This is a genomic window from Rhizobium sp. 05L429, from assembly GCF_056397645.1.
This window is the reverse complement of the sequence record NZ_JBFTNV010000042.1, coordinates 1-20475: the sequence shown is the minus strand read 5'-3', so window position 1 is coordinate 20475 and position 20475 is coordinate 1. Positions and strand designations below refer to the sequence as shown.

The 20475-nt window shown below is 59.0% G+C and carries 23 protein-coding genes; 13 read left to right on the top strand and 10 right to left on the bottom strand.

Translation table 11 applies throughout. The annotated features are described in order from the left end of the window. Positions 1 to 401: 401 nt before the first annotated feature. Positions 402 to 719, top strand: a complete 318-nt coding sequence (locus AC1DNW_RS31505; protein WP_113311816.1) for a DUF982 domain-containing protein — start codon at positions 402 to 404, stop codon at positions 717 to 719. A gap of 624 nt (positions 720 to 1343) precedes the next feature. Next, entirely contained in the window at positions 1344 to 2015 is a 672-nt protein-coding gene (locus tag AC1DNW_RS31500) for a hypothetical protein (protein ID WP_477855379.1), read from the top strand. Positions 2016 to 2234: 219 nt separating this feature from the next. Here AC1DNW_RS31500 and AC1DNW_RS31495 read toward each other — a convergent pair whose 3' ends face one another. Next, positions 2235 to 3299 (bottom strand): LacI family DNA-binding transcriptional regulator, encoded by a 1065-nt coding sequence (locus AC1DNW_RS31495; RefSeq protein ID WP_477855378.1) that lies wholly within the window; start codon positions 3297 to 3299, stop codon positions 2235 to 2237. A 244-nt stretch (positions 3300 to 3543) separates the two neighbouring features. Between AC1DNW_RS31495 and AC1DNW_RS31490 the strand changes: the two genes are divergently transcribed. From AC1DNW_RS31490 to AC1DNW_RS31460, 7 genes are all read left to right on the top strand, one after another. Beyond that, the gene (locus AC1DNW_RS31490) at positions 3544 to 4518 is read left to right on the top strand and encodes an autoinducer 2 ABC transporter substrate-binding protein (RefSeq protein WP_113298873.1); all 975 of its coding nucleotides are present in this window, start codon (positions 3544 to 3546) and stop codon (positions 4516 to 4518) included. 114 nt (positions 4519 to 4632) lie between these two features. Then, positions 4633 to 6123, top strand: coding sequence for a sugar ABC transporter ATP-binding protein (locus AC1DNW_RS31485; RefSeq protein ID WP_477855377.1), 1491 nt, complete (start codon positions 4633 to 4635; stop codon positions 6121 to 6123). Beyond that, positions 6116 to 7132, top strand: a complete 1017-nt coding sequence (locus AC1DNW_RS31480) for an ABC transporter permease (RefSeq protein WP_113298871.1) — start codon at positions 6116 to 6118, stop codon at positions 7130 to 7132. The genes AC1DNW_RS31485 and AC1DNW_RS31480 overlap by 8 nt, the downstream gene beginning before the upstream one ends. Then, on the top strand, positions 7129 to 8124 hold the full coding sequence (locus tag AC1DNW_RS31475) for an ABC transporter permease (RefSeq protein ID WP_113311812.1): 996 nt from the start codon (positions 7129 to 7131) through the stop codon (positions 8122 to 8124). Before AC1DNW_RS31480 ends, AC1DNW_RS31475 begins: the two co-directional genes overlap by 4 nt. Before the next feature lie 3 nt (positions 8125 to 8127). After that, positions 8128 to 8988: a sugar phosphate isomerase/epimerase family protein gene (locus AC1DNW_RS31470; RefSeq protein WP_162748636.1), complete on the top strand. Its 861-nt coding sequence runs from the start codon at positions 8128 to 8130 to the stop codon at positions 8986 to 8988. A 38-nt stretch (positions 8989 to 9026) separates the two neighbouring features. Beyond that, positions 9027 to 9674: a nucleoside triphosphate hydrolase gene (locus AC1DNW_RS31465; RefSeq protein WP_477855376.1), complete on the top strand. Its 648-nt coding sequence runs from the start codon at positions 9027 to 9029 to the stop codon at positions 9672 to 9674. Positions 9675 to 9795: 121 nt separating this feature from the next. After that, entirely contained in the window at positions 9796 to 10665 is an 870-nt protein-coding gene (locus tag AC1DNW_RS31460; RefSeq protein WP_477855375.1) for a D-psicose 3-epimerase, read from the top strand. A gap of 202 nt (positions 10666 to 10867) precedes the next feature. Here the strand turns inward: AC1DNW_RS31460 and AC1DNW_RS31455 are convergent, their stop codons facing one another. Further along, complete coding sequence (locus AC1DNW_RS31455; protein WP_477855374.1) at positions 10868 to 11266, bottom strand: amidohydrolase family protein; 399 nt, start codon at positions 11264 to 11266, stop codon at positions 10868 to 10870. Between the two features lie 92 nt (positions 11267 to 11358). On the opposite strand from AC1DNW_RS31455, the gene AC1DNW_RS31450 reads away from it, so the two are divergent. Continuing rightward, a complete protein-coding gene (locus AC1DNW_RS31450) occupies positions 11359 to 12252 on the top strand; it encodes a DUF3313 domain-containing protein (RefSeq protein ID WP_477855373.1) in 894 nt (297 codons plus the stop codon). A 747-nt stretch (positions 12253 to 12999) separates the two neighbouring features. Further along, the gene (locus AC1DNW_RS31445) at positions 13000 to 13461 is read left to right on the top strand and encodes a hypothetical protein (RefSeq protein ID WP_477855372.1); all 462 of its coding nucleotides are present in this window, start codon (positions 13000 to 13002) and stop codon (positions 13459 to 13461) included. 330 nt (positions 13462 to 13791) lie between these two features. Here AC1DNW_RS31445 and AC1DNW_RS31440 read toward each other — a convergent pair whose 3' ends face one another. The 8 genes from AC1DNW_RS31440 to ubiT form a co-directional block, all read right to left on the bottom strand. After that, positions 13792 to 14355 carry a threonine transporter RhtB gene (locus AC1DNW_RS31440; RefSeq protein WP_477855371.1) on the bottom strand — a complete coding sequence of 188 codons (564 nt, stop codon included), beginning with the start codon at positions 14353 to 14355 and terminating at the stop codon, positions 13792 to 13794. Positions 14356 to 14783: 428 nt separating this feature from the next. Next, a complete protein-coding gene (locus AC1DNW_RS31435; RefSeq protein WP_477855370.1) occupies positions 14784 to 15182 on the bottom strand; it encodes a hypothetical protein in 399 nt (132 codons plus the stop codon). Between the two features lie 50 nt (positions 15183 to 15232). Next, on the bottom strand, positions 15233 to 15415 hold the full coding sequence (locus tag AC1DNW_RS31430; protein WP_113298862.1) for a twin-arginine translocase TatA/TatE family subunit: 183 nt from the start codon (positions 15413 to 15415) through the stop codon (positions 15233 to 15235). A 126-nt stretch (positions 15416 to 15541) separates the two neighbouring features. Next, positions 15542 to 15751: a hypothetical protein gene (locus tag AC1DNW_RS31425; protein WP_113298861.1), complete on the bottom strand. Its 210-nt coding sequence runs from the start codon at positions 15749 to 15751 to the stop codon at positions 15542 to 15544. Beyond that, on the bottom strand, positions 15748 to 16170 hold the full coding sequence (locus tag AC1DNW_RS31420) for a hypothetical protein (protein WP_477855369.1): 423 nt from the start codon (positions 16168 to 16170) through the stop codon (positions 15748 to 15750). Before AC1DNW_RS31420 ends, AC1DNW_RS31425 begins: the two co-directional genes overlap by 4 nt. After that, positions 16167 to 17084, bottom strand: coding sequence for a ubiquinone anaerobic biosynthesis protein UbiV (ubiV, locus tag AC1DNW_RS31415; RefSeq protein ID WP_113298859.1), 918 nt, complete (start codon positions 17082 to 17084; stop codon positions 16167 to 16169). Before ubiV ends, AC1DNW_RS31420 begins: the two co-directional genes overlap by 4 nt. 3 nt (positions 17085 to 17087) lie before the next feature. Continuing rightward, on the bottom strand, positions 17088 to 18065 hold the full coding sequence (gene ubiU / locus AC1DNW_RS31410; protein WP_477855368.1) for a ubiquinone anaerobic biosynthesis protein UbiU: 978 nt from the start codon (positions 18063 to 18065) through the stop codon (positions 17088 to 17090). Then, positions 18056 to 18562 carry a ubiquinone anaerobic biosynthesis accessory factor UbiT gene (gene ubiT, locus AC1DNW_RS31405; protein WP_113298857.1) on the bottom strand — a complete coding sequence of 169 codons (507 nt, stop codon included), beginning with the start codon at positions 18560 to 18562 and terminating at the stop codon, positions 18056 to 18058. Before ubiT ends, ubiU begins: the two co-directional genes overlap by 10 nt. A 101-nt stretch (positions 18563 to 18663) precedes the next feature. Here ubiT and AC1DNW_RS31400 point away from each other — a divergent pair, with 101 nt between their 5' ends. Both AC1DNW_RS31400 and AC1DNW_RS31395 read left to right on the top strand, forming a co-directional pair. Continuing rightward, on the top strand, positions 18664 to 20172 hold the full coding sequence (locus tag AC1DNW_RS31400) for a UbiD family decarboxylase (RefSeq protein WP_477855367.1): 1509 nt from the start codon (positions 18664 to 18666) through the stop codon (positions 20170 to 20172). Further along, a partial coding sequence (locus AC1DNW_RS31395) for a flavoprotein (RefSeq protein WP_477855366.1) occupies positions 20156 to 20475 on the top strand: 320 nt, incomplete at its 3' end. The genes AC1DNW_RS31400 and AC1DNW_RS31395, both read left to right, overlap by 17 nt.

The window sequence follows — 20475 nt, the reverse complement described above, 5'->3', positions numbered from 1 at the left end:
TTGCTACCGACGGCAAACACTGACGTATCGGCAGGCCGTCAACATGGGCTGTGCTTTACTGCCGCTCGGCTGCGATGACAAATGCCGCTTTCGCAAACTGCCTATGCACAAATCAACATGCTGCGACGCTCGGCGATGAGGCATATTCCGGCTTCTTAGCGCCATTTCATATCTCTCCTACAGCAAGCCCGGCAACACGCGATCGCCTGAGAAGTCAGCGCGTGCATACGATCGACCCCCCACGATGGAATGCTTACGGTGCGGCCGTCGGGTTCCTTCGGTGTCCGCGATTCTGCGGGGGCAATCAGCAACTCTCGCCACGTTAACGCTGTTTTAACTAATTGAAATACAAGCGCGCTTTCGTCGTGTATAATGACGCTCTCAATGGACTGGGTGAAGGCATGGCAGCGAATAGATATTCGGCCTTTGCGCCGATCGGACTAAAATTTCACAACAGTCAGCCGCAAATGATCGTCCGGAACCTGACCGACGCGGCGCGTGTTCTCATAGAAGATTGGCCTCTCGACGATGGCGAGGATTACGTCATAGCCGTCAAGGCTTGCGCTGATGCGCTGATCGGGGAAGTCAGCCCGGAGGAGTTCCGGCAGAGCCTTCTCAACGCTGCCCTCGAGGCTGGCGTTTGCGCCCTCTCGCTGGTCTGCGACCCGGCTCTGCGCGAGGAGCGCGTCGAGCCACTTCGGTTTCCGCAGGGCCTCTGAAACAAAAATCTCAATTTTTTGGCTGACGTTGTGACACTGATGACGTCCCATGACGTGGGGGCCAGATTTGTGGAACACGTAGCGAATATCTGTAAGAAACGCTGCTCAACAACGATTCCCTCGCTTTCCTGCAGGCGCGCCAGCTCGGTGCGAGCGCGTTGACCGGCAACGTCCGCGACCTCGATTTCCTCTCCCAACTCATGCCAAGCGGTCGGGTGCTTTTGTATCGAGCGCCGCTGGAACCTTCCTCGCCAATTTGAGGTCTGCCGATCGTCGGCTTGGATCGACGTTTCCCGGCATATTTCATTCCGCATACCGCCTCCGGGCAAGAAGAGGATTAAGGACTGGAGCACAAACGACGACTCCGCGCATGAAAACGAAGCCCTCAATAGCGTTCGTACTCTAGGGAGAGCGATCTTGCTTTGGCCAATTCCCGGAAGATAGGCCCTTGAAAGCCAGTGGGCTTAGCCTCACTTGATATGCTGACACTTAGACGTTCACCGAAGCTCCTACCAAGGCGGTTTCCTATTTCTTCGGTTCAAGGCAAACTGGAGGTGAAAGTGCTGATTCCGTCTACGCGAGCTTATTGACGCAACTCACATCTCACACTCAACGAGGTGAATATTGACGCAGTTCTTCGAATCCGCCCAAGGTATTATGGCAATGGGGGCGTTCATCGGGGCTGGCAGTTTAGCTGTCGGCGTTTTGGTTCCGACCATCATTCGACTTGCGAAGAGCGGTTTGGATCGGCGACCGAAAGCCGAGGCAAGAAATCTCGCAATGATGACGGTACTGGCGCTTGATGACTTTGTCGGAGCAAGCTACGCGGCCGTTCACGACACGCCCGAATTCAATCCCATGGACGAGGGCGAATTTACTTTTCACGTTCCGGAGCCCACGCTTGTCCTTCCCAGGGAAGTCAATTGGGCCCTTTTCAATGCCGAACTTTCAGAACAAATCCTGTGGCTCTCGAACCGTGTGAAGAACCTCACATATGCGTTGGACAGCCTGGACCTTTCGGGCCCAGGCTATGATGGATTCTTCGAGCGACGCCAGCAAGGGTATGCGGGGTTGGCGGCAGAGGCCATGGACATCATCGAGCGGATGCTCGAGGAGTTTGACCTGACCCTTCCTGCCAAACCGGACTACTACCGCCAACGGCAGGGGTTCGTCTCGGCGATCCAGAGTGCAGGCGAACGTAGCTCCGMTCGCCAGAAAAATGGCGCTGAGGTGCAAACGAGTGGCTCAAATGTTTTGCAACTCTTTCCCAGGATAGGCGAGGAAGCTGATCGATGACGAGGGCGGGCGCGCCGCCGACGGATGGGTACACCGAGTGGAGCATCGACATTGGGTGTCCCTGTCTTCGCCATGTAACATCGATGCCATCCCGCCCAATCACCCGTGCCCACTTGACTGCGTAAGACGAGGCACCTTGTTTTCGGTGGAAGGCGAACCAAAATCTCAGCTTGAATTCGTGAATTCAGGGCGGCAGACGATCGAATGATCGGCAGGCCGTCAAGCGGGTGTGGGGTCTTTGATGGCGTCGAGAGGCCCTTCAAGCGCCGTACGCGGCAGCACGAGTTGCGGCTCGATCATGATGATCTCGGGCAGTGMATCTTCCCCCAGCAAATCAAACCCTCGATCGAGCATTTCCGAGACGTTTGGTTTGATCATGTAAACGGGGAACGGAAGAAACGACCCGAACGGATCGTAGTCGAAGCATCCCACAACAATGTCGCCAAAGGCCTCGCCATCGTGACGTCCCATGAAACGTAAGAGCCCCTCGAAATTAATCGACGAGTTTACGAAGAAGCAGCGCGGCAGCCTGCCATGTTTCTCATAGAAGCGCTCGAAGGCGAGGGCGGTCATGCCCGGAGAATATCCGGTGGTCTCGATATCGTCCTTCGGGACGTCATCGCCGAAAATTGATTGCTTCACCGCGTGGAAGCCGAGTACTCGGTCGCGGCTTGCGTGGTCATCGCKCCCACCGAAAAGGCATACATCCTCGGGGGCAAGCGGCCCCATCCCCTCGGCATGCCGGATTATCGCGCTCGTCAGCATCTCCGCCCCCTGCCGGTTGTCGGAGATAATCGACGGGGCGTATTTGCCCGGCAAGTCGATGTTCACATGCGGCACACCTGCTCGCAGGCAGACCTGATGAACGCCGTCTGGATCGGTCGCGCCGGCAACGAAGAGGGAATCGATGGAGTATGCGATCAGCGACTCGACTGTCTGCCGTTCCTCCTCGGGGTCGCGTCGTCCCGAAACGACCATGGGCACCAGCCCACGCTGGCGCGCTTTCGCTTCGAACGTCTGTGCCATCGATGAGAAGAAGCGGGTATCGTAGACGGGCAGGAGCAGCCCAGTAAGGCCGGAGCGCGAGCTTCTCAGCCCACGGGCCTGAAGGTTCGCCGTGTAGCGGTGCGCTTTTGCAAGCGTCATGATTTTGTCAGCGGTTTCTTCGGAAATGCGCCGCTTACGCCAGGTGCCGTTGAGTACAGCGCTGACGGTCGACGGGGATGCGCCGGACACCACCGATAAATCGTAAATCGTTGCTTTCTTTTGCTCTTTTTCCGACATCCCCGAATCTCCTCACCGATCTTCACTATCTAGAACAATCGAACCTCTTGACGAAAGGCCTTTTAGTGATATGGTTATTGCACCATCGATTGTGCAAGAAAGCAATAACGATTGTGCAAAGGATGGGCGCTTTGAGGAAAGCGGCAGGGGAGGAGGTTCTATCATGGAGCCGAAAACGCTTAGCACACAAGCATGGGGCTCGTGTGGCGCATCTCCTTTGACCGTGTTTGGAGGAGGAAAATCCATGAAGAGAATGCTCGCAGTCACGCTCGGCCTCTCGCTGACACTTCTCGCATCCGTCGCCTTCGCTGGACCAAAGATCGGTGTTGTGGTGAAGATCGGCGGTATCCCGTGGTTCAATGCCATGGAGGCCGGCATTAAGGAGCAGAGCAGCAAGCTCGGTGTCGAAGGCTTCATGGTCGGTCCGACCAGTGCCGATCCGGCTCTTCAGGTTCGTGCTATCGAAGACCTGATCGCCCAGAAGGTCGACTTCATCGGTGTCGTACCCAACGACGCCAAGGTTCTGGAGCCGGTTCTCAAGAAGGCCCAGGAAGCCGGAATCAAGGTCATCACCCATGAATCGCCGAAGCAGGTCGGCGCTGACTGGGACTTCGAACTTGCTTCCGCCAAGGGCTTTGGCGAAGCGCATGGCAAGCTCCTTGCAGAAAAGATGGGTGGCAAGGGCTCTTATGCGGTCTTCGTTGGATCGCTGACCGTTCCGCTGCACAATGCCTGGGCTGATGCCGCTATCGCATACATAAAAGCGAATTATCCTGATATGAAGCTCGTCGGCGACCGCTACGGCGTTGCCGAGGACGTCGACAAGAGCCGCTCGACGGCTCTCGACCTGATGGCCGCGAACGCCGACCTCAAGGGCTTCCTGGCATTCGGTTCGCAGGGTCCAATCGGTGCTGGTCGCGCCGTAGAAGAGCGTCGCAAGGACGGCAAGGTGTTCGTGATCGGTCCGTTCTCGCCAGGGCAGGGCGCCAAGCTCATCAAGTCGGGTGCTCTGACCGGCGGGTTCATGTGGAATCCCAAACAAGCCGGCGAGGTCTTCGTGACCCTTGCGGACCGTATCTCCAAGGGCGAAGTTCCCAAGGCCGGTGATGACATCGAAGGTCTCGGAAAGATCAACCCCGAAGGCAACACGATCATCGTCGACCAGCTTTTGACCATCAACAAGGAAAGCATCGACAAGCTGGTCGCCATGGGCCTCTGACCCTCCCCAAGCCCAGGCCGGGGTCGCGTGGGACATGCTCCTCGCGACCCCCCAATCGAGATTTTAGGCACCTGCGCACCCCGCCGAGCGGGCGGCTGATCAGGGGGATATGCTATGAGCGCTGTACCGCTCCTTTCACTCAAGAATATCAAAGTTACGTTTGGCGGTGTGCGGGCTCTGAAAGGGGTCTCGTTCGAGGTCAATCCMGGCGAGGTGCATTGCCTTGCAGGTGAGAACGGCTGCGGCAAGAGCACGCTGATCAAGGTCATCACTGGCGTTTATAAGCCGCAGGATGGTGCCGAATTCCTTTTCGACGGCCAGCCAATCACGGCAATGACACCGACGCTGGCGCAATCGCTGGGTATTCAGGTCATCTGGCAGGACCTCGCGCTTTTCCCGGAGATGACCGTCGCCGAAAACATCGGGTTTCAGTACGCGGTCAACGGAAAGTACGGCCTGGTCGATAAGCGGAAGATTGTGGATGCGGCCGAAAAGGCACTGGCGCGGCTCGGTGTCAGCATCGACCTTCATAAGCCGCTCAAGGAATTGCCGATCGCGCAACGCCAGATCGTCGCCATCGCCCGCGCCTTGGTCGGCGAAGCTCGACTGGTCTTCATGGATGAGCCGACCGCATCGCTGACACAGTCCGAAACCGACTACCTGATCGACATCGTTCGACACCTCTCGGCATCCGGTGTCGCGGTCGTTTTTGTTTCGCATCGTCTTGCGGAAGTACTCGAGATTTCCGATCGAATGACCGTTCTTCGCGACGGCTCGCTCGTCGGCGTTTTCCCGGGAGAGGGGATGACCCAGTCCCGCGTGACGGAGCTTATGACGGGCCGGAATTTCGACAGTTCCGTGATTGCCGCCGACCATGACGACGCAAGCGTCATCCTCTCCGTCCGCGGGCTCACTCGCGCAAGGGAGTTCGAGGACATCACGTTTGACCTGCGTCGCGGTGAGACCCTTGGAATAACCGGCCTGTTGGGTGCTGGCCGTACTGAACTTGCGCTGACGATCTTCGGTATGCACCGCCCTCAAGCGGGTGAAATCACCATCGAGGGCAAGCGCGCTCACTTTGGCTCCAACCGAGACGCCATCCGCGCGGGCATTGCCTATCTCTCCGAAGATCGGCTGTCACTCGGCCTCAACCAGCCGCAGTCAATCGCTGACAACCTGGTCATGTCATCGCTCGATAAGCTTCTGTCGGGCGGCATGATCTCGCCGCCCAAGAAGGCGAGCGTGGTCGACCATTGGATTAAGGCGCTGGGCATTAAGATTGGCACGCCGGATGACCCGATTCGAACACTCTCCGGCGGCAACCAACAACGCGTGGCAATCGCCAAGTGGCTGGCCATCGGTCCCAAGATTTTGATCCTCGATGCGCCAACCGTTGGCGTCGATGTCGGTGCCCGCGCTGGCATCTTCGAGATCGTGCGCAAGTTGGCGGCCCAGGGCCTGGCGATCATCCTGATCTMCGACGAACCCCCCGAGGTGTATTTCAACGCCGACCGCATCATTCACATGGTGGAAGGCAAAATCCACGCGACCTACGACCCCCGAAGCGTGTCGCTCGCCGAACTGGAGGCCGCCGTCTATGCGTAGATTGATCCTTGGACACACAACAGAATCCACGCTTCTGGCGGTCATGATCGTGCTATGCGTCGGACTGTCCTTTGGAACTGACCGGTTTCTTACGGTTTCGAATGCATTCGACGTGCTGAACGTCTCGGCCGTCAACATCATCTTCGCCGTCGGACTTCTCGTAGTCCTGATTTCAGGCGGGATCGACATTTCCTTCGCCGTTGCCGCGTCGGTGGTCCAATACGTGACCGCGCTCGCACTGGGTGCATTGGGCGGCGGAAACTGGGCCGAAGGTTTCATCATCGCTGGAGCCGTTGGGATCGGCCTTGGTCTGATCAACGCAGCTCTGGTCTATCGGCTTCACATCATCTCAATCGTCGCGACGATCTCCACGTTCAACATCTTCTTCGGGCTCCTGATGTTCTTCACCAAGGGCGTGTCGATCTACGACTTGCCTGAGTGGCTGACCACACGGGTTGTCTTCTACGAGCACGAGATGGCCGATGGCTCGTGGGTGGAGCTTACTCTGCCAGTCGTCGTCATGATCCTCTGCTGCGTGGCAACCTGGTTCATGATTTCCCGCACGACCATTGGACGTCAGCTCTACGCATTCGGCGACAATCCCGAGGGTGCACGCCGCTTCGGTATCAACATCGGAGCCATGCATTACATCTCGTTCGGCTGGCTGGGCCTCATGGCGGGTATCGCCGGACTGATGCAGGCCCACTACGCCGAAGAAGTCGTTCCCAACGCTCTCTATGGTCGTGAACTCGATGTCCTGGCCGCCACAGTTCTCGGTGGGGCCCGGCTGGGTGGCGGGAAAGGGTCCGTCATCGGATGTGTCCTGGGTGTGCTGATGGTTTCGATCACTCAGAACGGCCTTAACCTCATGGGTGTCTCGCCATTCGCATTCAAGATGATCGTCGGTGCGATCATCCTCATCGCCATCACGCTGTCTTCCGCACGGATCGACAAGCTCCTGCCGTTCCTTGCCAAGGGCGGCACCAGCAGAGGGAGCACACACCAATGAAAGCCATGGCTCAAAGGTTCAATGCCACCTTCGGCGCTGATATGATGGGTCCGGCCATCGCCTTCCTGGCCGTAATGATCATCTTCGGTCTTGCAGCAAACAACTTCATCTCCGCTGCAACGTTCGGCTCCGTCGCATTCCAGCTTCCGGAATTGGGCCTCCTTACGCTGGCGATGCTGCTTCCGCTTTTGACTGGCGGCATCAATCTCTCGGTTACATTCACCGCCAATCTGTCGGGTCTTGCCGCTGCGTGGGTGATGCAATCATACGGCGGAGTGGATGCGCCTCCGTTCGCCTTTCTTCTTGGCATCTTGGCTGCGCTTGCCACCGGTGGCGCCGCGGGACTGATGACCGGTGCGGCGATCGCCTATACGCGTGCCCATCCGATCCTTGTGACGCTGTCGATGATGATCTTCCTGCGCGGCCTGGGGGAGTTTCTCACACGAGGCGGGGACGTTTCCGGTTTTCCGAGCTTCATCGCTCCGATCGGGCACGGACAGATATTCGGCTTCCCGATCCCGCTGATGATCTTCATCGTTTGTGTTGGTCTATGGCAGCTCTTGCTGACGCGCTTCAAGCTCGGTTTCGGCTTGCTGATGATCGGCTCCAACATCGAGGCAGCTCGCTATTCCGGCTTGAACACCCGTCGCATCCTGGTCCTTGTCTACATGCTGTCCGGGCTGATGTGCGCCGTTGCTGGGGTGATCATGCTTGCCCGCTTCAATTCCGTCCGCGTCGGACACGGCGAATCTTACCTACTTATCACGGTGCTTGCTGCATTTCTGGGCGGGATCAATCCGTTTGGCGGTTTTGGCCGCGTGCTGCCGGTCTTCGTTGCACTCATCGTGCTCCAACTCCTGTCATCGGGTCTCAACCTGATGGGGGCAAATCAACATCTCGCAACCGCGCTCTGGGGCGTTCTGATGATCGTGGTCATGGCCGCCAGAACCATCGTTTCGGCCTACAGGGCCTCACGCAGAAAGAGGGGATGAACCGTGCAGGGTTTTGGAATTCACGCAAGCATGTGGACAATGAACTGGGACCGCGCAGGAGCGGAGCGGGCCATTGCCGGTGCAAAGAAGTACCAGCTCGGGTTCATTGAAATCCCATTGGTCGACGCACCCTCTGTAGACGCCGAGCACACCCGTTCGCTTTTGGCAAAGAACAGGATCAGGGCAGCATGCTCGCTCGTGCTTCCTGAGGCGGCTTGGGCCTCAAAGCGACCAGAGGCCGCCATCCGCCATCTTGAAGTAGCAATAGACAAGGCCGCCGAGATGGGCGCTGAGGCACTCACCGGAGTGACGTTTGGTGGTACCAACGAACGAACCGGCTCGCTGCCAACCGAGGCTGAGTACGACAACCTTACCCGCGCCCTCGAGGCGGCGGCGCGACGCGCTAAGTCCAAGGGCATCCAGCTCGGCGTCGAAGCGGTAAACCGCTACGAAAACCATCTCGTCAACACCGCGGAGCAGGCCGCGGCGCTGGTCGAGCGGATCGGAATGGACAACGTCTTCGTCCATCTGGACACATTCCACATGAACATTGAGGAAAAGGGGGCCGCCAACGGCATTCTCGCCGCTCGCGATCACCTCAAGTACATGCACATGTCGGAAAGCGATCGCGGAACCCCCGGTGCAGGCAACGTACCCTGGGATTCGATCTTCGTTGCCCTTTCAGCAATCGGCTTCAAAGGCGCTCTTGTCCTGGAGAGCTTTGTCAGCATGCCGCGCGAGATGGCCGGCGACATTTCCACCTGGCGTCCGGTTGCTCGCGACGAAGAGGAAGTCATGGGAAGCGGTCTCTCGTTTCTGCGCGGCAAGGCTGCGCAATACGGAATGCAAGGCTTTGGCGCATAGGCCTTAGTGCGCCAGGCCGAAATTAAGGGAGGAGTTCCTTGAGCAATATTGAAGAAAACGCGGGTGAGATCGCGAGGGTCGCCGCTGAACGGCTATCTGAAAGTGGCGGCAAGAGAGTGTTGATCGCCATTGCAGGTGCACCCGGTTCGGGAAAATCAACTCTTGCCGAGCGGATCGTGCAACGGCTCAAGGCGGATCATGGTGTCAATGCGGCTTTGTTCCCCATGGATGGCTATCACTACGACGATGTCGTCTTGGAACAGATGGGCCGACGGCCGTTTAAGGGAGCCATCGACACCTTCGACGCGCACGGGTTCCGTCGGATGCTCGAGCGACTCAAGGCAAACGAAGACGACGTCGTCGCCGTCCCCGTGTTTGATCGTTCGATCGAAATCGCCCGTGCCGGTGGAAGTCTAATCCCGCAATCAACTGATATCATTGTCTGTGAAGGGAATTACCTTCTTTCCCGCCAAGCGCCGTGGGGCAGGCTCAAACCAATTTTTGACTTCACTGTCTTCGTGGATGTCAGCGAGGACAATCTACGCAAACGGCTCCAGGATCRCTGGCGGTCCTTCGGGCTCGATCCGACGGAAATCAATCGCAAGGTCGAAGAGAACGATCTGCCAAACGGTCTTGCCATCATCTCTGGCAGTGCTGAGCCCGACCGACGCATCGACAACAACTAGCCATGTCGGACCGAACGGCTTTCGGTTCGCTGCTTCGGCTCAAGGTCTCGTTGCCGCCTTCGTCGGCGCCGCGGTCCTGCCAGCCACCAACCAATACAGCTGAAACCTAAGGGAGACTCTTATGAAATACGGAATCTACTACTCCTACTGGGAGCATGAATGGAGCGCCAAGTTTGGCCCGTACGTCGAAAAGGTGGCGAAGCTCGGGTTCGACATTCTCGAAGTCGCCGCGCATCACATCAATGAATATAGCGATGCAGATCTCGCAGCGATCAAGCAGAGCGCGAAGGACAACGGTATCATTCTGACCGCGGGGATTGGTCCTTCCAGGTCCAAAAACCTGTCGTCGCCTGACAGTGCGATACGGGCAGCTGGCAAGGCGTTTTTCGAGCAAACTCTCACCAACGTAGCCAAGCTTGATATCAAGACGATCGGCGGTGCACTCCACTCGTACTGGCCGGTTGATTACTCGCAGCCGATCGACAAAGCCGGTGATCGGGCGCGTGGTGTCGAGGGCATTCATGGCATTGCAGACTTCGCAAACAACCTGGGCATAAACCTTTGCCTCGAGGTGCTGAACCGGTTCGAAAACCACGTCCTGAACACAGCCGCTGAAGGCGTTGCCTTCGTGAAGGATGTCGGCAAATCAAACGTCAAGGTGATGCTCGATACCTTCCATATGAACATCGAGGAAGACAGTTTCGGCGATGCCATCCGCACCGCTGGCCCCTTGCTAGGTCATTTTCACACTGGAGAGAGCAATCGCCGCGTGCCCGGGAAAGGCAGAATACCCTGGCACGAGATAGGCCTCGCACTCCGCGAAATCGACTACACTGGCGCTGTCGTCATGGAACCATTCGTCAAGACCGGTGGTACGATTGGCTCTGACATTCGGGTCTGGCGAGACCTGACTGACGGCGCAGACGAAGCCAGGATGGATGAGGATGCGCAGAATTCCCTCGCATTTTCTCGATTTGTACTTGGCGGCTGATCGGGAACGCGTCTTTCGTTCTGAACCAATCTTCGGCTTGAAATGTTAGCTCTCCTGCCAACCGCAGGGGAGCTGACCGCTCAGCTAAATGACTATTCAGCTTCCGGCACCGGAAGACGAGGGAGTGGCGGCGTCGACAATTCTGTTGACGCCCACCCGCGATTGAGTGACCAAAATGAGAACCCCTCGTTGCTTGGATTGCTCAGAAATAACGTCGTTTGATGCCTGCCGCTTCAATCAGATAGTCGCGGCTTCCTTCCAGTTCGACCCAGAGCTTGGCAATGTCGTGACCAAGCAAAGCGCCCTGCCACTTGCKGACCTTGCCGGCGCAAAGAACCGTCGAGACGTTCGATCGCTCCATAAGGGTTACGACAGCGCCGGGCACATGGTTCAGCGGAGCAACGTTGATTGCATTGGCGTCGAGCAGAATGATGTCGGCTTCCTTGCCCGGCGTCAGCGAGCCGGTCTTGTGATCGAGCTTCAGGCCGCGGGCTCCTTCGGTGCGCTTCCAATGTCTATATCGCCGCCGAATGCGATCCGCTTCTGCGGAAAATTCGGGAATGAACGCGGTTCGTCGGGAACAGAAGTATCGATCCTGCATCCAAATGCAGCAAACGGTGGACCACGTAATGGTGTAGCAATTGTTTGCTCCGAGTGTCCGGTCATCGTCATGACCAGAGGCCAACGAGAAACATGCCCAGCAATTCGCATTCACGTCGTCGATTTTTCAACCAACCGCTTTTCAACCAGCAGTCCAGAGCATCGCTCCTGGCGTTTATTGCCTTACTGATAACGGCAACCGTTTCCGGGTGTGCTGCCGTGCCGCTCAAGGAGGCGGGAACGCTGGCCTCCTACACGAATCTCGGTCCATCGAAGGGGACGCTCGGCAAGAAACGGCTCTACGTCGACGGGCAGCAACTGGCACGGGTAAAGACCGTCGCTATCGTTCCGACTGTCTTTTCCTTCAGCGCTGCGTCCAAAATCAAGTCCGAGGCCGACCGGTCTCTGGTGTCCAACGCTCTCGACCGGGCACTGTGCGTGGCGCTAAGCGACAAATACCAGATGGTCCCAGCCGGCCAGCCGGCAGATCTGACCGTCCGTTCGGTCGTCGCCGACATCGTTCCGACCAACAAGGCCGTTGCCGGGGTCGCAACCGTCGTCAGCGTTGGTTCGGGCTTTGCCTTGCCTGTGAGCGTGCCGCGCCTCCCCTTCGGCCTCGGTGGCCTGGCGATCGAAGCCGAAGCGCTCGACGCCACTGGAATGCAAAATGCCGCAATGCTGTGGGCACGCGGCGCCAACTCCATTCAGGACAATCCCCGCGTTTCCGAGGTCGGGGACGCTTATKGCCTCGCAACAAAATTTGCCGGTGATTTTTCGCGGGTGCTGATCGCCGGAAAGGAACCGAAGGGACTGAACCTCTCACTTCCGTCAAGACAACGCGCTCGGTCCTGGCTCGGCGGAAAGCCGAAATATGCTGCCTGCGATGCGTTCGGCCGCGCACCCGGGCTGCTTGGGGTGGTCGCTTCGAAGTACGGCGCTCCGCCGCAATGGACGGAAAGGAAGCCAAAGCCTGCAATGACGCATTGACGGAAGGGTTAGCGTGGGTGTCGCAGTCGCTCTGCGAAGGTTTGGAACAGGCATAAGAGATCGACCGGCCTCGCCGATCGAGGGACGGGCGGAGACAGTGCCAGACCCCGGGCATTGCTCTGCCCGCCTGCTGTTTGCCTGCGGGAGCGCCAGCCTTGACGATCTCACCGAACGGCGACGTGCCTCTGTTGACAAATACACGATCCACCTGGGAAGACGTCGCAGGGACGATTATGCGGCGACGGGTTCTTGCGTGTTCGCGCTCGGACTGCGAGACTCCTTCATAGGAGACCGCATTGGCCGCGTTCCTGGCGCTTGTCCCTTACGAAACCACCATCCGGCGCGCTTCGATGAGGCAGCTGCGAGTAGAATTGTGATGAGAGGGTGTGGTGATTGCTCTGGCTGACAGCCGGGACATCGGCGGTTTTGTGCCATCGCACAGTTCGCTCCCCATTGCTGACAGCCACGTTTGTCGCGATTGGGTCGAAGTTTCTCCGGCGATAGATTTGGGAACCGATGCCTGCCGCTACGCTGGAGCCGGGTATTTGGGGACCTGATGCAACATTCTTCCCTTTGCGTAAGGACGCTGTATTCTGATGTCGCCAGACACACTTCGACCTGAGGATGAGCATGCGTGTCGATCATTTTGAAATTCGTTCGAAGATGGTGTCTGGCTTGACAGGCTCGCCCGGCGACCTGAGACGTCAGGCCATGACATACCGGAACGCCAGGCACCTTCTGAGGTGCATGGCGTTCACAGCGGTCATCGTCGTCACCCCCTTCTTGAGCTCGCCGGCATCCGCCGCCAATGTTCTCGAACGAGCGATTGCGGCAGCCMAGCCCTGCAAGCCTTTGAAGGTCAGGCAATCGGTCTTGGGCGTGAAGATCCAATTGGGCATCGATAAGCTCGACTTCGTTAGGATCGACACGCTTGAAATCCGGGTTGACAGAGATTTGGCCGAGGCAAGCGCACTCGGCACGCTCGCCTGCCGGACATCGGACGATGCCCCTCTCCAGGGCGGTTTTTCGGCAAAGGCTCGAATTCACCTGCAGGCCAATCTTGCCACCTGTGTCATGAGCGGAAGTTCGATCGAGATCATTGAGGCCGGCGGCGAGTTTGGTGACGTTGTCACAACATTCGAACCCGAGATCTCGGCTGCCCTTCGCAAGGGAGTGGAGAATGCATTGAAGAAGCTCTGCGCGAGCTGAAATCGGAGAGGATACTCGAGACGAGATGATCGGTCCGAAGGCTAGCGGATTCCTTATGTGGGTCCGTGCGTCAGCGGCACGGCTGACCTGAATTTGACATGTCATATATGATTGGTTGTCGCAATTTTTGTGCATATCTGGGACTAAACGGGCGAGCGCTATCTCGGTGTGGTCGTTTATGAAGGCGCGTTAGGGACCCGGAGAGACCCACCGTCAAAGCGCGCCAAAGGTCAAGTCAGCAGACAGTCACCGGCGCTGCATAACCACGTGAACGATGGCTCATAGGTGTCTTAAGGCCGCGCTATCCGGCATGAAAATCTCACACAGGTCTCAGGTCCAAAGAGCGCTGACGGCAAGTGTCAGGGAGAAGGCGACCAGCACCGTGCAACCACAATGCCGCGCAAAAGGTGGCATTTGCGCGTGGCGCCCGACAAGCAGACCGCCAATACCAAGCCATGTTGCCGACGTCACCGTTGCGCAACCGACGAATGCCACCATCGCTGCGGGCACTCCCGCCTGGACGGCAGGCACAAGGGTGAGGCCGATGATGATGGCCTTGGGATTGAGCAGCGTGGTGACGAAGAGCTGACCGATGCCGAGCGCGTTCTGGCGGCCCGCCGGTGCCGGAACCCATAGCTTGAGCGCAAGATAGAGAACCCATATCGCCGAAGCGAGCTTGACGATGCAGGCGATGCCTGGATGGCCATTAAGGAGCGGGGCGGCGATGCCCGACACCGGAACGATGATTGCGAGATAGGCGAGCACCACCGAGGCGATGAGCGACAGAGACCGCCAGACAGTCAGCGCTGTCGACGCCAACGCCAGAACCGCATTGGTGGGGCCTGGAAGGATCAGCAGCGTGAAGACGGCGATAACGAATGTCGGCAGGTTCATCAAATCCGGTCCTTGATTGTCTGCCACCCTTCTCATGAATTCTGACGGACGGTTTTGATCTGTATCAGTTCGAGTACCGCTCCGGCCAGATTGAGATTTATCAAGGACGAGCAAGCCGAGGGGCGATAGCAACGGCATGCGATACTCGTCCGTCATGCGAAGACATCAGCACCCCTGTTGTGCTGCCTCATCGAAGACGAGCGAAGCTCTCGCATCACCATAGGGATGTAATCCATGTTCGAAAAGCGGCCCCTCCCACCATGCTCCTGAGAGATCTCGATCCAGTCACCGCCAGGCGCGTTCTCCACATCTATGACGATATTGCGGAGGCGTCGTGGTTCAATCGCAACCGCGCCACCGAATGGGAACTGCTCAAGCTGGTGCTTCGTCATCTCGCGCACGATCAKGACGAGGAACATCTCCAGAACCTATGCACCCGCGAAGCGTTCGAGCGTTTCTGCCGAAGCGTATAAGCCAGGCAATGGATCAATTCGGCGGGGAACGGGTGTGATTGTACTGTCGATACCCTGCCACGTCCACAGCGGTTCTGACTGTGAATAACCGCGGCGCCAACGTCTTACGTCGGTTGCTGTGACGATCAGGGTCCCGGCATGCCTCGGATCGCATTTGCCATAGGTGAGCGCGATTTCGCAAAAGCTATGCAGAAACTGGAAAAGCCGCGCCTCACTCGCGCGCGGGGGCGAGGCGACGCTTAGTAGCGATCGCCGGGTGACGATCAGTGACCTGATTTGCTCAGCGGTTCGAAGACCGACGCGACCGCATTTTTCTGCGTCGTCGAACCGGGCCGAGATGATCGAATATTCCATCTTGGGCTTCCCCGGACGTTCAACCATGACCGAACACGCATTGATCCGGATCAAGATCGATCTGCATCGCCGTCCCTGTCCTTCTCGCTAACCTGCCCGTCATCGATGCCCTTCTTGAAGGCCCGGATCCCATGTGCGACGTCGCCCATGAGCTGGGGGATCTTGCCGCGTCCAAACAGGATGAGGACGATGGCGAGGACGATCAGCCAATGCCAGGTGCTAAAGCTTCCCATTTCAATCACTCCTAGTCATGTGACGAGCTTAAACCTTCCGCCTCGACCGTACTTGATCTGGCGCAAATGCAATGATGTTCGTGAACTGGCGGTCAATTGCTGGCGGCGGTAGCCGAGGACGCGGACTCACGGATATGGATGCCCGCCCGCCTCATTGTCGCCGCGCCTACGCCGACCGTTCAGTCGCTCGACGGCATTCGGCTCCGGCGTGAGGATCGGCCGTGTCTGCAGGAGAAACATTTCGAGTGCGGCGCGCGCCTCGCCTCCGGTCGAACCGTCGCAGCTTATGAACTCGAGCACGTCGACATGTCGGTCCCGGCGGCTGTCTGCAGTCATGACCGACGTTCCCCGGCCTGGTTGGCGATAAAAGTTTGCCGACCGTCAACAACGTCGCGCCGGTTGGCGGCGAAGGCTCTGAGAAGCAGAGAGCCCATTCTTGCCTGTTTTGCCACATCGTCGAAAATCAGAGCCACCTCCTCGACCTCGCCGATCTCAGAGGCGGGTCCGAACTGATCGAGTTCCTTCAGAAGCTCGAGGAGTGTTCCGACTTTCGTCCGCTGACGCAGTGCCGACATGAACAGCTCCTGCGCAACGGCGGCTCTTTGTCTTGGGACCAGGCGTGCGAGCAATTCCGCGATAATGAGGGTACAACTGCAGTCGCAATCCGGGTCCTTTGCAAAGGCCTTTATCTGACGCAGAGCAGAGAAGATCTTTCTGTCGCCAGCAGCATCACTTTCCGCCAGGCTCGTGGTCATTGTGTCGCTTCCTTTGCGTTTCTCAGGCGCGCGACCCATTCCGCGCCGGTCTTGCCGTGGTGAAACCCGTTCGATAGCGGAATGTCCGGATAAAGATCGCGCAACCTCGCCAACGCCTGCCCAGACTCGATTTCTCCGTTCAACATCCCGCGAAAAGTCCGGGATACTTCGACCATGTCGCAGGTCTGCGGCGATAGTCGAAGCGAACTGACGCCCCATCCTGTCCATTCGTCGAGGGGCTCAAGAAGCGCCTGACATGTATGCGAAAGCGTCTGGACGCCATTCAGGGCAAGAAAGGGCTGACCTGAAATGGTTTTGACTGTAATGCCATCAGGATCCTCCTGGCAGACGAACTGGCAGTTGTCCTTGGTTCGCCCTTTCGAACGGGCATGAGCACAGCGTGCGGAGATGGCGAGCGGCATGCGGCCGAAGGCGAAGACCTCCAGGTCGAGATCCGGACAGGTCCTGGCAATGGCGGCCACGGACGAAGCTGGAAGCTCCGGCGGCAGGCAGATCATCGTCGCACCATTGGATGCCAGAACGCGTGCGGTCGCGGCGTTATAGACATTGATGAACGGTCCAACGGCGTGCGGCCGGCCCTTCAGAAGATAGAGGGCAGACAGATCATTGGCCTCGATAAGCCTGACTTCCTCCTGAGCGAGCGCCCTTTGATAGTTCGCCTCGCGATCGAGCGTGACGAGCGCCAGTGTCGAGAGCCGGACCTCTTTTCCTGCTGCCTCCAACCGCTCGATGACAACAGCAAGCTCAGCCTCCATGAAATGCAGGCGCTTCGAGCAGATCGTCTCGCCGATGACGACGACATCGACCGGGGCCTCGTCGGCGATCCCGAAGTAGAAGTCGCGCCATCGGTCGCTCGGCCAGAGATATTGGAGCGGGCCAAGTGTCAGCTTCATCTTTTACCTCCACCGCTTCTCATAGGCGCCATGCGTCGTCGCCAATCCCTCGCTGAGGGCCTTGAGACGGGCCATCAGCGCCGGACGCTCGCTGGGGGCGGCTTCCATCGTRGCACGGAGCGTCGAAACGACCTGCGAAATATACGCCTTGCCGCGTTGGCGCCCCTCCACCTTCAGCGCCGTGACACCGGCTGCCTGGAGTTCGTCCAACTGATCCATGACATCAAGTGAAACCGGATCCTCGAAGGCATAAGTCTTGCTTCTGCCGATCTCGAAGCGCCCTTTGCACAGGGTCGGATAACCGGCCGGTTCCTTCTCGGAGAACCTGTTGATCGTAAACCCGCCCAATTCAGACACCATGTCGGTGCCTTCCTGCCGGTAGCGGACATGGCTTGCCGGCGAGCAGACGCCGTTCATGTTGGGCGATTTTCCGGTGGCATAGGAGGACAGCGCGCACCGCCCCTCCGCCATGACGCAGAGGCCGCCGAAGACGAAGACCTCAAGCTCGCAGGCTACGCGATGAGCGATGCGGGCAATGTCGGCGACCGTCAGCGTCCGGGGGAGGACGACGCGTGCTGCGCTAAAACTTTCGACCAGATAGGCGAGCGCGTCCGGATTGGAGGCCGAAGCCTGTACGGAGATGTGCAGGCGCTGGTGCGGATGACGTTCGGCAACATGTGCCATCAGCCCGAAATCGGCTACGATCAGCGCGTCGGCCCCGGCATCGGTCGCTTCCTGCGCCCGGCGATACCAGAGATCTTCCCGCCCTGCCGTCATGAATGTGTTCAGTGCCACGAAGGTCTTGACGCCTCGGACGCCGGCATAGGAAACGGCCTCTCGGAGCTCCTGCAGATCAAAATTCAAACCTGGGAAGTTTCGGGCATTCGTTTCGTCGCGAAAGCCGCAATAAACCGCGTCTGCACCCGCATCGACTGCTTCTCTGAAGGACGACGGCGTTCCGGCCGGACATATCAGTTCCATCTCGCACCTTCGGCCTCGAGTGTGTGGCGCCGGATGGACGAGAGTGCCCCCATTACGGGACGGCGAATCGGCCCCGACATGTCTCCGGCCAGTTTCACCAGATCGATTCCGCTGTCATCGAGCGCATTTCGAAGCGCGAGCACAGCTTCCATGTTGCCTGTCACGATAAGCTTGCGGGCAAAGAAGACGGCATCGCCGTCGACCCTGCCTTCGGCAAGCGCAAGCATCAGGAGCAGCGGACCGCTGATCCTGGCGTCGGCTTCCGGCGCGCGCCCACGCCGGAAGGTTCGGATACCGCCTCCGGCGGGCCGGATCACGAACTCGAAGGCAAGGTCGGTAGGGGCAAAGCCAAAACACGAATATCGATAGTCTCCGAGCCGGTCGAAGAGCCGGGGGTGGGATTTGAGAACCTGCTGGAACAGCAGGGATGCGGCGCGCGCCGCGATCGGCAACGGCACGATACCGGCCGCAGTTATCAGGCGGGATGGAGCAAGCATTGAGGCCTCTTCTCGTGAGGTCGGCACCCTAGGGCCTGGCGCATTCGCCCTGTTTGTTTTGAGACAAAGACAGGAGTGGTTTCCTCGCCGATTGCATCCCCATGCTAAACAATCCACTCAAGATCAAACGTCATGCCGACCTGCAATCCTTCATCCACGAGCTCGAGCAGCGCCGGCTGCTTCTGTCGGTCGACGAACCCGTGTCGCTCGTCCACGAGCTGACAGCCCTGCATCAGCACGTTCTTGAGGAAAACGGGCCGGCCCTCCTCATAAGGGCACCGATAGACGCCGATGGACGGCGCAGCCCTATCCCCGTGCTCGTCAATCTGTTCGGCACCAGGGAGCGCATAGAGCTTGGCTTCGGGGTCGGGCAGGGCGGCCTCGGACGACTTGCGGAGGACCTCGCCGATCTTCGAAACCCATCTCCGCCAAAGTCGCTCGCAGACGCCTTGAGCAGATTGTCCCTGATCAAGGCCGCAAGTCGCATGCGGCCCAAGCATCGGCGCACGGCCCTGTCGCAGGCGGTGGTCTACCGGGGAGACGATATCGATACCGGTATGCTTCCAGTCCAATGGTGCTGGCCGGGCGAGCCGGCCCCCCTGGTGACCTGGCCGCTGGTCATAACCTGCGATCCCGACGATCCGGACGACATCAACGTCGGCATCTACCGGATGCAAGTTCGCGACCGCTCCTCGMTGATTATACGCTGGCTCGCCAATCGCGGTGGCGCAAAGCACTTCCGCCAATGGCAGCGACGCGGTCAGGACATGCCGGTGGCGATCGCGATCGGCGCCGACCCTGCAACGCTGCTTGCCGCCGTCATGCCTCTGCCCGAAGGCGTGAGCGAACTGAACTTCGCCGGTCTTCTGCGCGGCGCGCGCACGCAGGTCGTCAGCGCTCTGACCGTGCCGCTCGACGTGCCGGCCTGTGCCGAGATCATTCTGGAGGGACGCGTGTCGATCGACGAGACTGCGCCCGAAGGACCGTACGGCGACCACACCGGCTATTATAACAGCGTAGAACCCTTTCCGATCGTCCGGCTGAGCGCCATCACCACCCGCCGCTCGCCCGTTTATCTGTCGACCTACACCGGCCGCCCGCCGGACGAGCCCTCCAGGCTCGGGGAGGCGATGACAGAGCTGTTCGTCCCGATCCTGCGGCGACAGTTTCCCGAAATCCGCGACCTGTGGCTGCCGCCGGAGGCCTGCTCCTACCGCATGGCGGTCGTCTCCATCGACAAGCGGTATCCGGGACAGGCCCGCAGGGTGATGATGGGGTTCTGGTCGATGCTTCCGCAGTTCAACTACACCAAGCTGATTATCGTGGTCGATGCCGACATCGGTGTGAGGAGCTGGGAGGACGTGATGTGGGCAGTGTCGACCCGGTTCGACGCTTCGCGCGACCTGACGGTGCTTGAAAACACGCCGATCGATTATCTCGATTTTGCATCGCCCCGAGCGGGTCTCGGAACGAAGATGGGCCTCGACGCCACCCGCAAGATCGGGCCGGAGACCGACCGCGAATGGGGTCGCGAACTGCGCATGCCGTCAGACATTGCGGCGCGCGCGGCAACAACATGGGAAAGGATCAAACGTGACATCGTTTCATGAGCAGCGCGACGTCGTGCTGGCGATTACCGGAGCCTCAGGCGCGGCTCTCGGCCTTGCCGTCCTCGATCTCTTGTGCGGGCTCGGCGTTCGGGTGCATCTCGTCGTCTCGCAAAGCGGCAAGCGGACGCTTCTGCACGAGGCCGGGGCCGACGCCCATGACCGGATGCTGCCGAAGGCTTACAGAAGCTATGACAATGCAGACATCGGCGCGACCATTGCCAGCGGCTCGTTTCGTGTCGCAGGGATGATCGTCGCGCCTTGCTCGATGAACACGCTGGCTGCGATTTCAACCGGCCTTTCCTC

Bases quoted from the DNA above. Each gene is read 5' to 3' on its own strand.
- AC1DNW_RS31490 (WP_113298873.1), top strand. From the start codon at position 3,544: ATGAAGAGAATGCTCGCAGTCACGCTCGGCCTCTCGCTGACACTTCTC.
- AC1DNW_RS31440 (WP_477855371.1), bottom strand. From the start codon at position 14,355: ATGAACCTGCCGACATTCGTTATCGCCGTCTTCACGCTGCTGATCCTT.
- AC1DNW_RS31425 (WP_113298861.1), bottom strand. From the start codon at position 15,751: ATGACTGCAGACAGCCGCCGGGACCGACATGTCGACGTGCTCGAGTTC.
- AC1DNW_RS31420 (WP_477855369.1), bottom strand. From the start codon at position 16,170: ATGACCACGAGCCTGGCGGAAAGTGATGCTGCTGGCGACAGAAAGATC.
- ubiV (WP_113298859.1), bottom strand. From the start codon at position 17,084: ATGAAGCTGACACTTGGCCCGCTCCAATATCTCTGGCCGAGCGACCGA.
- AC1DNW_RS31435 (WP_477855370.1), bottom strand. From the start codon at position 15,182: ATGGAATATTCGATCATCTCGGCCCGGTTCGACGACGCAGAAAAATGC.
- AC1DNW_RS31480 (WP_113298871.1), top strand. From the start codon at position 6,116: ATGCGTAGATTGATCCTTGGACACACAACAGAATCCACGCTTCTGGCG.
- AC1DNW_RS31505 (WP_113311816.1), top strand. From the start codon at position 402: ATGGCAGCGAATAGATATTCGGCCTTTGCGCCGATCGGACTAAAATTT.
- ubiT (WP_113298857.1), bottom strand. From the start codon at position 18,562: ATGCTTGCTCCATCCCGCCTGATAACTGCGGCCGGTATCGTGCCGTTG.
- AC1DNW_RS31475 (WP_113311812.1), top strand. From the start codon at position 7,129: ATGAAAGCCATGGCTCAAAGGTTCAATGCCACCTTCGGCGCTGATATG.
- AC1DNW_RS31460 (WP_477855375.1), top strand. From the start codon at position 9,796: ATGAAATACGGAATCTACTACTCCTACTGGGAGCATGAATGGAGCGCC.
- AC1DNW_RS31430 (WP_113298862.1), bottom strand. From the start codon at position 15,415: ATGGGAAGCTTTAGCACCTGGCATTGGCTGATCGTCCTCGCCATCGTC.